General features: G+C 71.0%; 12 protein-coding genes and 1 pseudogene. 8 read left to right on the forward strand and 5 right to left on the reverse strand.

Going from position 1 to position 12,718, the window contains the following annotated elements:
- Window positions 1–94: 94 nt before the first annotated feature.
- The gene (locus tag ACLEQD_RS24045; RefSeq protein WP_410387069.1) at window positions 95–769 is read right to left on the reverse strand and encodes a carboxypeptidase-like regulatory domain-containing protein; all 675 of its coding nucleotides are present in this window, start codon (window positions 767–769) and stop codon (window positions 95–97) included.
- A gap of 372 nt (window positions 770–1,141) precedes the next feature.
- On the opposite strand from ACLEQD_RS24045, the gene ACLEQD_RS24050 reads away from it, so the two are divergent.
- From ACLEQD_RS24050 to ACLEQD_RS24060, 3 genes are all read left to right on the forward strand, one after another.
- Window positions 1,142–1,696 carry a hypothetical protein gene (locus ACLEQD_RS24050; RefSeq protein WP_410387070.1) on the forward strand — a complete coding sequence of 185 codons (555 nt, stop codon included), beginning with the start codon at window positions 1,142–1,144 and terminating at the stop codon, window positions 1,694–1,696.
- An 18-nt stretch (window positions 1,697–1,714) separates the two neighbouring features.
- The gene (locus ACLEQD_RS24055; RefSeq protein WP_410387072.1) at window positions 1,715–2,266 is read left to right on the forward strand and encodes a hypothetical protein; all 552 of its coding nucleotides are present in this window, start codon (window positions 1,715–1,717) and stop codon (window positions 2,264–2,266) included.
- A gap of 110 nt (window positions 2,267–2,376) precedes the next feature.
- Window positions 2,377–3,060, forward strand: coding sequence for a lytic transglycosylase domain-containing protein (locus ACLEQD_RS24060; RefSeq protein ID WP_410387074.1), 684 nt, complete (start codon window positions 2,377–2,379; stop codon window positions 3,058–3,060).
- On the opposite strand, the gene ACLEQD_RS24065 is transcribed toward ACLEQD_RS24060, so the two are convergent.
- Complete coding sequence (locus ACLEQD_RS24065) at window positions 2,943–3,500, reverse strand: 6-phosphogluconolactonase (RefSeq protein ID WP_410387075.1); 558 nt, start codon at window positions 3,498–3,500, stop codon at window positions 2,943–2,945. The genes ACLEQD_RS24060 and ACLEQD_RS24065 overlap by 118 nt on opposite strands.
- Window positions 3,501–3,730: 230 nt before the next feature.
- On the opposite strand from ACLEQD_RS24065, the gene ACLEQD_RS24070 reads away from it, so the two are divergent.
- The 3 genes from ACLEQD_RS24070 to ACLEQD_RS24080 all read left to right on the forward strand — a co-directional run bounded on the left by ACLEQD_RS24070 (window position 3,731) and on the right by ACLEQD_RS24080 (window position 7,128).
- Complete coding sequence (locus tag ACLEQD_RS24070) at window positions 3,731–4,768, forward strand: 6-phosphofructokinase (protein ID WP_410387077.1); 1,038 nt, start codon at window positions 3,731–3,733, stop codon at window positions 4,766–4,768.
- Between the two features lie 104 nt (window positions 4,769–4,872).
- A complete protein-coding gene (locus ACLEQD_RS24075) occupies window positions 4,873–6,507 on the forward strand; it encodes a long-chain fatty acid--CoA ligase (protein WP_410387079.1) in 1,635 nt (544 codons plus the stop codon).
- An 84-nt stretch (window positions 6,508–6,591) separates the two neighbouring features.
- Complete coding sequence (locus ACLEQD_RS24080; RefSeq protein WP_410387080.1) at window positions 6,592–7,128, forward strand: FHA domain-containing protein; 537 nt, start codon at window positions 6,592–6,594, stop codon at window positions 7,126–7,128.
- Here ACLEQD_RS24080 and ACLEQD_RS24085 read toward each other — a convergent pair whose 3' ends face one another.
- Together ACLEQD_RS24085 and ACLEQD_RS24090 are read right to left on the reverse strand one after the other, a co-directional pair.
- A complete protein-coding gene (locus tag ACLEQD_RS24085) occupies window positions 7,129–7,848 on the reverse strand; it encodes a double-CXXCG motif protein (RefSeq protein WP_410387082.1) in 720 nt (239 codons plus the stop codon).
- Window positions 7,849–7,851: 3 nt separating this feature from the next.
- Complete coding sequence (locus ACLEQD_RS24090; RefSeq protein WP_410387084.1) at window positions 7,852–8,544, reverse strand: TIGR02269 family lipoprotein; 693 nt, start codon at window positions 8,542–8,544, stop codon at window positions 7,852–7,854.
- 135 nt (window positions 8,545–8,679) lie between these two features.
- On the opposite strand from ACLEQD_RS24090, the gene ACLEQD_RS24095 reads away from it, so the two are divergent.
- On the forward strand, window positions 8,680–9,852 hold the full coding sequence (locus tag ACLEQD_RS24095) for a metallophosphoesterase (protein ID WP_410387086.1): 1,173 nt from the start codon (window positions 8,680–8,682) through the stop codon (window positions 9,850–9,852).
- 87 nt (window positions 9,853–9,939) lie between these two features.
- A complete protein-coding gene (locus ACLEQD_RS24100) occupies window positions 9,940–10,857 on the forward strand; it encodes a hypothetical protein (RefSeq protein WP_410387088.1) in 918 nt (305 codons plus the stop codon).
- On the opposite strand, the pseudogene ACLEQD_RS24105 reads toward ACLEQD_RS24100, so the two are convergent.
- A pseudogene (locus ACLEQD_RS24105) lies at window positions 10,839–12,718 on the reverse strand (CHAT domain-containing protein); the annotation flags it as partial. The gene ACLEQD_RS24100 and the pseudogene ACLEQD_RS24105 sit on opposite strands and share 19 nt — an antisense overlap.

The raw sequence follows: 12,718 nt of genomic DNA on the forward strand, positions 1-12,718 counted from the left end.
TTCAACCACCGCGCCAGGACCAGCACCCACGCCAGGTGCCGCCGCGCGCGGGGCAGCGTCCCCACGGCCTCGGCTGGCGGTCCCGCGGCCATCGTCACTCCTCCTTCACCAGCATCCGGATGATCAACGCGCCGTCCCGGGCGAGCACCTCCGACTCCACCGCCAGCATCTCGCCCTCCGCGCGCACCTCCAGCCGGCCCAGCGACTCCACCGGCGGCAGGCGGGGGAAGTGGAACTGCCCCTGCGCGTCCGTGCGCGTGCTCAGCTGCAGCTCCGGCAGCGCCACCCACGCGCCGCGGATGGGCACGTCACCGGGCCCCACCACCCGCCCCAGCAGGGGGGCCGGCGCGGACGCCACGTCCACCAAAGACAGACATCGCACCTCCGCCAGGGGTTGCTCCTTGCGCACCTGCACCCGCAGGCGGAAGGCGGGACGCGGCGCGGAGCGCAGGCCCGCCCACAGCGCCGCTGGCACCGGGCTCAGGTCCACCTCCAGCTCCTTGTCGCTCATGGCCGCGAAGACCAGGTCGCCCAGGAGCCGGTGCGCGCGCTCGGGCGTCTCCGCGCCCACCGTCACCAGATAACAGACGGTGAACTGCAGGCCGCCCCGCTTCCCCGCGCGCGTCAGGGGCGCCGGTCCCAGCTCCAGGAGGTAAAGACAGACACCCCTGTCCAGGGACTCACGGTCGGGCACGCCCAGATAGACAGGCGCTTCCGTGGCAATGCGTCCCACCCACGCCTTCATGCGCAGATCGACTTCGTCGATCATCCTTGGCCCCCCGGTTCCCGGCCCTGAACGCCACGTCACCGTGTCTTTTCATCATACGCTCGCATCGCGCGGAATGGCTGCACATCACCCGGGGGATTGAACAGGACGTCGGTGATTTGACAGGCATTGCACGCATTTCCGGGTCGCTTTTGACGACTCCGCGTGTCGGGAACCGGGCAGTCCCCCCACCGCGTGTCCTGGCATCCCGGAAAGCCCGTACGGGATTCACGCGTCCCGCTTCATTTCCCGCTCGCCTTCCGCGAAGAATGGCCGCTGGGCCGGCATTCACCGTGGAACTTTCGTCATGACGATGGACTCCTCTTCCTTGAGACGACGACACCCCTCCCTTCTCTCCTCCGGCATCGCCCTGGGGTGCCTGGCGGTGTTGGGCACCGCCACGCCCGCGCGGCGCAGGACGACGACTCGCCCCGCAGGGTGGGCCTGCTGCTGGACGCGGGCGCTCCGCACGGCATCGGCCTGTCCGCGGTGGTGCGCCCCACGAACTGGCTGCGGCTGCACGCGGGCCCCACCACCAACACGCTCAGCATCGGCGTGCGCGGCGGGGTGAGCATCCTGCCCATGGACACCTTCATCGCGCCGTCCATCAACGCGGAGGTCGGGCACTACTTCGGTTCGGAGTACAGCGAGGTGCTGGACTGGCTGGGCCGTGAGCCGAGCGCCACGTCGGAGGCCATCCGCGACGTCACGTACAACTACGTGACGGGCAGCCTGGGCCTGGAGGTGGGCACGAAGAGCCGCTTCAACTTCTTCCTCAACGTGGGCCTGAGCTACGTGGCGCTCACCGTGCCGGACCCCACGCCGCTCATCCAGGACGCGGCGGACGACGACAGCGTCACGTCCGGGCCGCTGCACGTGCGCGCCACCATCCCGTCGGTGAAGCTGGGCTTCATCGTCTACTTCTTCTGAGCCAGGAGACCTCCCACCATGCGAACGCCATCCTTCCGCACCCTCCTGCTCGCCAGCGCCGTCACCCTGCTGGGCACGGGCTGTGATTCGCTCTTCACCCTCGAGGTGGAGGCCGAGCGCATCTGCAAGACCGAGAACGACCTGTCCTTCCCCGCCGCCCCGCCCATCAGCGGCTCCGTGGAGCAGTCCTTCGAGATTCCGCTGGGCGACTTCGCCAGCGCGCTGCCCGAGGACGCCGACGTGGAGACGGAGCTGCGGCTGAAGCTCTTCGACGCCACCGCCAGCACGGACATCAGCGGCATCGAGCGCGCGAGCCTCTCCGTGCGCAAGCCGGGCTCCGCGGAGTACGTGCTGCTGGGCGAGTTCCGGCGCACGGGCACCACCGGCTCCACCAACACCCTCCAGCTCACCAGCAGCGGCCCGGTGGACGTGCTGGACCTGGCGAAGCAGGAGCAGCTGGAGTTCCTCTTCCAGGCCACGGGGTCGCCCCCCACGCAGTCGTGGACCGCGGACGTCGAGGTCTGCGTGGGCGCCAAGGCGAGCGCCAACTACTTCGGCCTGCTGTTCTAGGCGCGCGGGAGCCCCCGCCCCGGCCACTCGCGCCGGGGCGGCCGGGCCCGGTGTCCACTGCCGCGGGCCGGAAGCTGGACGGGGACGCGCGGGGCCCTTAAGTGGGGAGGGTGGGACGCAAGCGGGCCGTGGGCGGCATCGAGATTCCGAGGTGGGCGTGGCTGGTGCCGTGCGCGCTGGTGCCCGTGGTGGTGCTCAACGTGGGCGTGGCCTGGCTGGGCGGCACGCAGGTGTCGCCGCTGTCCTTCTCCTTCCTCCAGACGAAGGCGCGCGCCCTGGGGGCCTACGTGGCGCACCGGCCCGCGTGCGTGCTGGATGACCACCCGCCGCTGGAGCCGCTCATCGCGGACGCGGAGCGCCGGCACGGGATTCCCACCGGGCTCCTGAGGGCGCTCATCCAGGTGGAGTCGGAGACGCGGGTGCACCGCATCTCGCCCGCGGGGGCCATGGGGCCCGGGCAGCTGATGCCGGACACGGCGGCGCTGATGCGGGTGGAGGACCCCTTCGACCCGGCGCCCTCCGTCGACGCGAGCGGGCGCTACCTGGCCGAGCAGCTGCGCAGGTTCCGCGACGTGCGGCTGGCGGTGGCCGCGTACAACGCGGGCCCGGGGTCGGTGAACGGGCACGTGCCGCGCAACGGGGAGACGGAGTTCTACGTGGCCAAGGTGCTCGCGGCCTATGAGCACACCCGGCCGAAGGCGCCGGTCCTGGCGAAGCGCCCGGCCCGCTCCGAGGCTCCGGCGAAGGCCGCCGCCGCGAAGGCTCCGCCGCGCGAAAGGCGTCCGCGACCGTGAAGCCTCCGGTGGCCCCCAGGGTCACGGCGCCGGGGAAGCAAGCCCGTGCTCGCCTCCGCGCGGAAGCCCGCCGCGTCGCGCTGAGCCGCCGCGAGCGCCGCGTCGTAGCGCGCGCACTCCGCCTCCGCGTCCGGCGCGCACCCGTCGAGGAAGTGGATCCGCTCCGTTGACAGATTCACATGCCGGAACAGGTGCCGGTCCATGTACGCGCGGAAGCTGCCCGCGTCCTCCGGCGGCAGCCCCAGGAACTCGTCCACGTTGAACGTCGTGGCCCGCGACAGGTCCAGCGCCCCCCGGGCCGCCAGGTCCACCAGGTTCCGGTACACGTTGAGCGGCGAGCGCCCCGTGACGAGCCCCAGCACCAGCTCCGGCGTGCGCCGCACCGCCTCGGCGATGCGCGCCGCGCAGGCGCTGGCCGCCTCCTGTTCCGTCTGGAACACCCTTGGGTTCATGGGCCGGCCAGCATATGCCGTCCTCCCCCGGCCCCCCAGCCGCCCGGTGCGTGGCGCCGCGCGGCAAGGCCACGCGCCTCCGGCATGACACGGGAGCGCCGCTGGCGGTTGACAGGCCAGGTCCCCCGCACGCCCGGGGAACCGGGAAGCGTTGCCCACGGGCGCCCCGTGCAATCCGTCCTCACGCGCGGAGGCCGGGTCGCGCTAGAACCTGTCACATGAAAGTCGCCGTGCTCACCGGCGGGGGTGATTGCCCCGGCCTCAATGCGGTCATCCGAGCCATCGTCCGCCGTGCCAGCGAGCACGGCTTCGAGATGATGGGCCTGCGGGATGGATGGAAGGGCCTGCTGGACGACAACCACTTCCGCCTCACGCGGGAGACCACCTCCGGCATCCTCCACCGGGGCGGCACCATCCTGGGGACCTCGCGCGTCAACCCGTTCAAGGTGGAGAACGGCCTGGAGCGCGTGAAGCGCGCCATCGAGCGCAACGGCATCCACGCCGTCATCGCCATCGGCGGCGAGGGCACGCTGTCCGCCGCCACGCGCATGTCCCAGGAGGGCCTGCGCATCGTCGGCGTGCCGAAGACCATCGACAACGACCTCAACGGCACGGACTTCACCTTCGGCTTCGACACCGCGGTCTCCATCGCCACGGAGGCGGTGGACCGGCTGCACTCCACCGCGGAGTCCCACAAGCGCGTCATCGTCTGCGAGGTGATGGGCCGGCACGTCGGCTGGATCGCCACCTACGCGGGCATCGCCGGCGGCGCGGACGTCATCCTCGTCCCGGAGATTCCCGCGGACCTGGAGGCCGTCGCCCAGCACCTGGTGCGCCGCAACGCGGGCGGGCGCACCTTCTCCATCGTCGTGGTGGCGGAGGGCACGCGCATCAAGCTGTCCGCGGAGCAGAACGAGCAGCTGGTCACCACGGGCGCCCTGGACGAAGCGGGCCGGCCGCGCCTGGGCGGCGTGGGCAACATCGTCGCCGCGGAGATTGAGCGGCGCACCGGCTTCGAGACGCGCGTCTCCGTGCTGGGCCACATCCAGCGCGGCGGCGCCCCCACGGCGCACGACCGGGTGCTCGCCACCCGGTTCGGCGTGCATGCGTGCGACATGGTCGCTCGCGGCGAGTTCGGCAGGATGGCCGCCCTGCGCGGCAACGACATCGTCAGCGAGCAGCTGGCGGAGGCCACCCGGGAGCTCAAGCGCGTGCCCAAGGAGTTCTTCGAGGTCGCGCAGGTTTTCTTCGGCTGACATTGACGTGATGCGCCATGCCTGCTCCCACGGGGAGTGGCGGGCATGGCGCCGCGCATCCGGTAGCATCCGGCCCTTCCCCCTCACCCGAAGGGATGGTGCCGATGCTCACCGGTCGCATGATGGACTTCCCGCTCACCCTGACGCACTTCCTGGAGCGGGCGCGCTCCTATTACGCCGCGCAGGAGATCGTCAGCCGCAGGCCGGACAAGTCCCTGCACCGCTACACGTACGCGGACTTCCACCAGCGCGTCTGCCGGCTGGCGAACGCGCTCACGCGGCTGGGGGTGAAGCCCGGAGACCGCGTGGCGTCGCTGAGCTGGAACCACCACCAGCACCTGGAAGTGTATTTCGGCGTGCCGGCGATGGGCGCGGTGATGCACACGCTCAACCTGCGGCTGCACCCCAACGACCTGGGCTACATCGCGCGCCACGCGGAGGACACGGTGGTGGTGGTGGACCGCTCGCTCCTGCCGCTGGTGGAGAAGTTCGAGAAGGCCGCCGGCCACATCAAGCACGTCATCGTCATCCCGGACGACGGCCCGGTGCCCGAAGGAAGGCTGGACTACGAGCAGCTGCTCGCGGCGGAGGCGCCCACGTTCGACTTTCCGCGCCTGGATGAGAACAGCGCGGCGATGCTCTGCTACACGTCCGGCACGACGGGCAACCCGAAGGGCGTGCTCTTCAGCCACCGCTCCATCGTCCTGCACACGCTGGTGTGCTGCCTGCCGGAGGTGCTGGGGCTGAAGGAGTCCGACACGGTGCTGGCGGTGGTGCCCATGTTCCACGCGGCGGCGTGGGGCCTGCCGTTCGACGCGCTGCTCACGGGCGCGAAGCAGGTGCTGCCCGGGCCGCACCTGGACCCGCAGTCGCTGCTGGAGCTGATGCAGAACGAGAAGGTCACGGTGGCCGGCGGCGTGCCCACCATCTGGCTGGGCATCCTGGCGCAGCTGGACCGCGAGCCGGGCAAGTGGGACCTGGGCGCCATGCGGCACATGGTGATTGGCGGCTCCGCGGCGCCGCCGGCGCTGATTGACGGGTTCCGCAAGCGCCACGGGCAGAACGTGCTGCACGCGTGGGGCATGACGGAGATGAACCCGGTGGGCACGCTCGCGCGGCTCAAGGGGGATTTGCACACGGCCTCGCCGGAGGCGCAGCTGGAGGCGTACGCGTCGCAGGGCTATTCCGTGCCGTTCGTGGAGACGCGGCACGTGAGCGACACCGGGGAGGTGTTGCCCTGGGACGGCAAGGCCATGGGCGAGCTGGAGGTGCGCGGGCCCATGGTGGCGGCGTCGTACTACGGCGACGAGGGCAAGGACCGGTTCACGCAGGACGGGTGGTTCAAGACGGGCGACGTGGTGACCATCGACCCGGCGGGCTACCTGCACATCACCGACCGCAGCAAGGACGTCATCAAGTCCGGCGGCGAGTGGATCAGCTCCGTGGCGCTGGAGAACGCGCTGATGGCGCACCCGTCCGTGCTGGAGGCGGCGGTGTTCGCGGGGCGGCATCCGAAGTGGGACGAGCGCCCGCTGGCGGCGGTGGTGTTCAAGCCGGGACAGCAGGCGACGAAGGCGGAGCTGACGGCGCACCTGGAGAAGCAGTTCGCGAAGTGGTGGCTGCCGGATGACATCCTCTTCGTGACCCAGATTCCGCGCACGTCGACGGGGAAGTTCCTGAAGATGAAGCTGCGGGAGGACTACGGGGACCACCTGCTGAAGGCGTCCGCGGCGTCCTGAAGTGGGTGGAAGGACCGCCGGGCACCTGACACTGGGGACCGGCGGCTCGCGCCAGGGCGGGGCTGGGGGTAACCTGGGGGCGTGATGCCTTCCGTCCAAAAGCTCCGCCCGTTCGCGTACGCGCCCGTGCAGGCGTTCCTGCAAGCCTCCGGGCCGGTGGTGCTCATCCAGCAGCCGCCGGAGCCGGTGTTCCAGCAGGTGGCGTTGCGGCTGGCGGAGGCGCGCACGGTGGGGATGGCGCACCGCTCGCGGCTGGTGGACCGGCTGCTGGTGATGCTCCAGGCGTTCGACTCGCTGGAGGTCCACTTCCTGGGGCCGGAGCGGGACGGGCAGGAGATGAAGGTGGGGCGGATTGAGGGGTGCACGCTGATGGTGCACGACCCGTCCGTGTCCAAGCAGCACGCGGTGCTGCGCTGGCACGCGGCGCAGGGGACGTGCTCCGTGAAGGACCTGGGGTCCATGAACGGCACCTGGCTGAACGCCGCGGAGCTGGGCGAGGGCGAGGTGCGGCTGCTCACGGACGGGGACGCGCTGGCCTTCGGGGATGCGCAGTTCCTGTACCTGCGAGCGGAGACGCTGCACTCGCACCTGCGGCTCGCGAGCCCGGGCGGGGGGATGTGACTAATCGGCGGCGGGAAGCTCCTGGTAGTGCACGTCGCTGGGGCCCAGGCGCTGCACGGTTTCGACGAAGCGCTCGCTGACGACGCGCTTGCTGGCGCCCTTGATGCCGAAGAAGTCGAGTCCCTCGGGGATGGAGGAGCGCAGCAGCCAGCGCTTCGGCGGCAGCGGGAAGCCCTCCGGACTGCCGCAGACGTCGCACGCGGGCGTCTTGAATTCGGCGATGCAGTCGGGATGCAGCCTCGCCAGGGGGCGCGCTTCCATTTCGTAGAGCGCGGGCATCTTGCTGCGGCGGGACCGGAGCTCCATCCGGACCGCGATGATTCCTTGCAGCCCCTCGGCCTTGAGCAGCTCGACGGCGTCCTCACGGAGGACCAACTGCCAGGGAGGATCGCAAGTGACCGGGCCGAACCTGCCTTGGGCGAATCCGACCATGGGCCCGAACGAGGCGCCTGCACGGATGGGAAGCTCCGGAGGAACAAAGGGACGCACCAGCGACACCAGCCGCTTGTATTCCTCCAGGGACATGGGCCCTTTGGGGTTGGCGAGGACCGGCTCATCCACCGCCGACAGGTCGACGGTGGGGAACGCACTCTTCCCTGACCAGATGCCTTCCCGAGGGCAGTCGACGCCTGACAGGTGCCATCGATGGTGCGCCCGGTACGTGCCGCTCCAATGCCTCGGCTCATCGAAGTCAAAGCTCTCCACCGTGAAGTAGCGCATCGCTCAGTCCTCGAAGGGCACGGGTGAGAGTTCGATTTGCTGCCAGTACGTCATGGGCAAGCCGAAGAGCTCATACTTCTGGATCATCCAGGAGGCATGTTCAAAGTACTTGGAGATCGGCACCTTGCCGTCGTCCCGATCAAGGAAGACGCGCCAGTCCCTGTTCCAGGGTCCGCCTTGCGCGCCTCGATGGATGCGCGCGTGCAATTCCGCGTCGATCATCAAGACGTACTTGTGGATCTCGATGCCCTTGTCATCGAAGTCCACCTTGAACGCCTGAGGGAAGATGTGGTGCCGCTCCTTCGGCCGCTTCGCCCACTCCTGTAGCGCCTTCTCGCGACGGACTTCACTCGGCAGCTTCTCCCGCCGGTGCCAGCGGAACACCATGACGGGCACGGCGTCACCCGGCAGGCCCTGCGCGCTTCCCCACGTCCGCTGAGGCCCGCTGCCCGGCGCCACGAAGATGGGCGCCACTGGCATGGCCCCTCGCGTGCGCACGATGCGGTTCGGTGCCAGGTCCTCGCACCGGAACAGCGCGCAGACGTCGTCCTCGCAGACGTGCGTGAGGCACTGGTCCTCATCACGGTCCTCGCACTCCCGCGACGCCTCCGCCTGCTCCCAGTCCTTCGCCGGTGAGTGCACGGGCGCGGACGCGCACCCCATCAACACCACCAGCCACAGCCACACCGCGCGCATGCCGCCTCCGATTTTCCAGTTATTCCACGCTCAAGCCCGTGGAGCCCAGGCGAGCAGCCCGGTGACAGAGGACAGCGCGGTGTCAGGGGGTCCGTTATCCTCCGGGCTCCTCACGACACCGAGAGCGCGCACACGATGGGAAGGCTGCTGGTCCTGCTGTTCGTCTACCTGGGCGCGTACCTCGTGCTGCGCAGGCTGTGGCCCGCGGTCACTCGCGGCTGGCGCCATGGCGTGTTGCTGGGGCTCATGGGTTTCGCGTTCGCTGCCTGGACCGTGCCGGCCGTCACCGGCTACGGGCTCCACCACACGCCCCCGTTCCTCGTGCCGGTGAAGCTGTTCGCCGTCGTGTGGAGCATCACCGCGCTGCTGGTGATGCTCATGGGCCTGCCGTTCCTCGTCCTCAAGCTGCACGCCGAGCGCCGGCAGCGGGCCGCGCCTCCCGGTGTGGACCTGGAGCGCCGCAACCTCCTGGTGAAGGCCGGTCAGGCCATGCCCGTCTTCGCCATGGGCGCCAGCGCCGTGGGCGTCGTGGGCGGCAGCCTGGGCTTCACCGTGCGCGAGGTGGAGGTGAAGCTGCGCGGCCTCCCCTCCGCGCTCGACGGCTTCCGCATCGGGCAGATCACCGACGTCCACGTGGGCCCCTTCATCTCCCCCGAGTACCTGCGCGGCGCCGTGGAGGTGATGAACACCGCGGGCGTGGACCTCCAGGTGATGACCGGGGACCTCATCGACGACGTGAACCAGCTCGATGAGACGATGGCCGCCCTCGCCTCCACGACGGCCCGTCACGGCATGCTCGCCATCCTCGGCAACCACGAGCACTGGCGCGGGCTGGACGAAGTCCTGGGCGGCTACGCGCAGCTGGCCCAGCGCGGCGCTCCGGTCCGGCTGCTCGTGGATGAAGCCCACGTGCTGGAGCACGGCGGCCAGCGCTTGCGCGTGGTGGGCGTGGACTTCCCCATGTCCGGCCGCAGCCGCACGGTGCGCGACCAGCGCTGGCAGCACTCCGCGGAGACGGCGTTCAAGGAGGGCCACCCGGACGACGTGGTCCTCTGCCTCTCCCACCACCCGGACTTCTTCCCCTACGCCGCCGAGCGCGGCGCGCGCCTCACGCTCGCGGGCCACACCCACGGCGGACAGGTGGCCTTCCTGGGGGTTCCGCTGTTCGGCTTCGCCTTCAAGCACATGCTGGGCCGCTATCGCTTCCGCGACAGCCACCTCTACGTCTCCGGCGGCACGGGGCACTGGCTCCCCTTCCGCATCGGCATCCCGCCCGAGGTGACGCTGCTCACGCTGCGCAGTGCCTGAGTCCTCCGTGAGTGAACCAGCGCTGACGTAAGGCCGGGTGTAACCGGCTGCGGACGCACTCCGTACAGGGGGCAAGGAGAGCCCCTCATGCTCACGAAGCTTCTGTCCCGCGCCCTCGCGCCGGCCCCCGCGCTCCAGACGCCCAAGGTCTCCACCCCGGCCCCCCTGACGGCCCCGCCCCGCATCCAGAACACGGCGGTGCGCGCGTTCCAGGGGACCAGCGGCTTCGAGTCCGCCCGGCTCACGAAGCCGCTCCTCCCGCCGCTCCCGCCCCTGTCGCCCGGCGACCTCGGGAAGCTCATCAACCCCCGCCGCGCCGCCGTGGAAGAGGCCCTGGCGACGGGCAACCCGGTGCCCTTCACCAACACGGACGGGAAGACGGAGCAGGTGTCCGTCACGCAGCTCCCCGGCGGCGTCGCTGGCGGCGGTGACGACGTCTACGTCGTCACCGTGGGGAACGACCGGTTCACCGTGAGGGTCGAGGAGGGCGCGGACGTGGACGCGGAGGCCGTGCTCGCCCAGGTCATCGATTCGTACAGCGAGACGCCGGAGGACCTGCGGGGTTCGCTCGAGCACGTCGTCATCAAGGGGGAGGCGGATCCGGAAGGCGCCGCCGCGCGCGCGGGCGACGGCACCATCACCTTCTATGGCGGCGAGGCCAACGTGACGGCCGACATCTTCCACCACGAAATCGGCCACCTCATCGGCCGGCAGGTGGAGGACGCGAACGACAGCTGGCTGTCCGGCATCCTCGAGAAGCTCGCGGGCGAGCCCCCGCCCATCCCCGACGGCTGGGCGGACGCCGCGGCCGCGGACGGCAACCACCTCAACGACTACACGGAGGAGAGCTTCGAGGACTCCGGCGTCTACACGGAGGACTTCGCGGAGGCCTGGTCCGAGTACATGCGCGCGCTCGATGACGGCCCCGAGGCCCTGGCCGAGTTCGAGCGGACGTACCCCGAGCGCTCCGAAATCCTCGAGGACCTCTACCCGCCGCCGGCCTGAGCCATCCCGCCCGCGTCCAGCAACCGCAGCGGCGTGTCCCGCCCCATCGCGATGAAGGGCGCCCAGTAGTGCGGATGGGGCTGCGCCTTGCGCAGCTCCCGCATCGCCTCACGCAGCGCCGTGGCCAGGCCGTCCCCGCCGAGCAGGTGGCGGTAGTAGGTCTCCATCAACGTGCGCGTCGTCGCGTCGTCCACCTTCCAGAGGCTCATCACCACCGTCTCCGCGCCCGCCACCAGGAACGCCCGGCGCAGGCCGTAGACGCCCTGCCCGCGCCGGACCGCGCCGCGCCCGGTGTCACAGGCGGACAGCACCACCAGCTGCGTGCCCCACAAATCCAGTCCCGCCAGCTCCAGCGCCGTCACCAGCGCGCTGTCGGAGGAGGCCGTGCTCGTCTTCGCCGTCTCTCCCGCGAGCAGCAGGCCGGAGCGCAGCAGCGGATCCGGCGGCGCGCGGCCTGCGGATCCTCGCCCAGCGCGCCGAAGGTCGCGACGGCCCGCGAGCTCTCCTGCGCGGTGGCGTCCTCCAGGAAGAAGCCATGGGTGGCCAGGTGGAGGATGCCCGGCGTGCGCAGGTGCAGCAGCCGCTCCTTCGTCGCCTTCGTCCCCAGGAACAGCTGCGCCTGCGGGAACAGGCGCTGGATGGCCTCCGCTTCCTCTCGCGAGCCCGGCAGCGGGACGGGGGCCCAGTCCCGCGCCACCAGGTCCTCGCGCCGCGCCGACGGAGAGCGCTCCGCCACCAGGGACGCGCCTCCCGTGGGCAGCGCGGCGGTCCGGGGCCCCGTGTTGAACGCAGGATCCGCCAGCACCACCACGGAGGACGCGGGCTGGGGCTGCTGGGGACGCGGCAGCAGGTCCTTGCCGGAGGTGACGTAGGTGAAGTCGTAGCTGTCCACGAGGTACCGCTGGCCGTCGTGCAGCGCCGCGAAGGGCACCAGGGCCAGCTCGCCATCCGGTGACAGGAAGAGGCGGCGGGCCTTGCCCAGCAGCGGCAGCAGCGGCTGGAAGGCGAGCTGGTAGAGCGCGTGCGCGGAGTCCTCGAAGGCGGCGTCCCGGCGGGCCAGCGCGTCCCGCAGGCTGGAGGCCGCCGCTTCGATGGGCCCCGCGGGGCCCAGGTCGAGCGCGCGGATGCTCGCGTCGGGCATGAGCACCAATGCCAGACAGCGCAGCTGGGCCGTGCCCGTTCCCGGCACGAGGGGACGGTCCTCGTAGGTGATGAACTCCACGAGGGCGCCATCCTTCGGCAGGGCCTCGGCGACACGGTCGACGATGTCCTCGGGAGACGGCAGCGCCGCCAGCGCGCGCAAGGGAGCGGACTGGCTGGCGAGGGTCGCCTCCAGCGCGTCGCCCTGCGCGGTCAGCGCCGTGAGCTGCCGCTGGTAGGCGGACGGCGTGAGCGCGCCGGCCCGTGGAGCGAGAGGCGGGCCAGCCGGGTGCGCAGCTTGCGCAGCTGCTCGAAGGTGCCTCGCTCCTCCGTGCCCAGGCTCCGGTAGACCGCGCGGGAGATGTCGGCCGTCTCTTCAACGGAGCGGCCCTTGAGCAGCAGCGCCGCGCTCAAGGCCAGACGCCGGATGTCGGCGGAGTCCGGGTGCGCGCGCACGAGCGCGTAGAGCTGCTCCTCGTCCGCGCGCAGGTGCTGGAGGAAGCTGGCCAGCCGCGCCTCGGAGAACTCCAGGGCCTCGCGGCGGAGGCGCTGCTCGGAGACGGCGAAGGCGCGCGTGAACAGCGGCACGGCGTCCTCCAGGCGGCGCTGCGCCAGACGCAGGAGGGCCAGGTTGTTGAGCGAGGCCGCGAGGTCCGGGTGGTTCTTGCCCAGCACGGCTTCGCGGATGGCCAGCGCGCGCGCGTAGAGCGGCTCCGCCTGG

This window comes from Corallococcus sp. 4LFB, assembly GCF_046520365.1.
Taxonomy (GTDB): Bacteria; Myxococcota; Myxococcia; order Myxococcales; family Myxococcaceae; genus Corallococcus; species Corallococcus caeni.

Coding starts and splice junctions, on each gene's coding strand:
- ACLEQD_RS24055 (WP_410387072.1), top strand. CDS start 1,715: ATGCGAACGCCATCCTTCCGCACCCTCCTGCTCGCCAGCGCCGTCACC.
- ACLEQD_RS24075 (WP_410387079.1), top strand. CDS start 4,873: ATGCTCACCGGTCGCATGATGGACTTCCCGCTCACCCTGACGCACTTC.
- ACLEQD_RS24085 (WP_410387082.1), bottom strand. CDS start 7,848: ATGCGCTACTTCACGGTGGAGAGCTTTGACTTCGATGAGCCGAGGCAT.
- ACLEQD_RS24045 (WP_410387069.1), bottom strand. CDS start 769: ATGATCGACGAAGTCGATCTGCGCATGAAGGCGTGGGTGGGACGCATT.
- ACLEQD_RS24095 (WP_410387086.1), top strand. CDS start 8,680: ATGGGAAGGCTGCTGGTCCTGCTGTTCGTCTACCTGGGCGCGTACCTC.
- ACLEQD_RS24100 (WP_410387088.1), top strand. CDS start 9,940: ATGCTCACGAAGCTTCTGTCCCGCGCCCTCGCGCCGGCCCCCGCGCTC.
- ACLEQD_RS24070 (WP_410387077.1), top strand. CDS start 3,731: ATGAAAGTCGCCGTGCTCACCGGCGGGGGTGATTGCCCCGGCCTCAAT.
- ACLEQD_RS24090 (WP_410387084.1), bottom strand. CDS start 8,544: ATGCGCGCGGTGTGGCTGTGGCTGGTGGTGTTGATGGGGTGCGCGTCC.
- ACLEQD_RS24080 (WP_410387080.1), top strand. CDS start 6,592: ATGCCTTCCGTCCAAAAGCTCCGCCCGTTCGCGTACGCGCCCGTGCAG.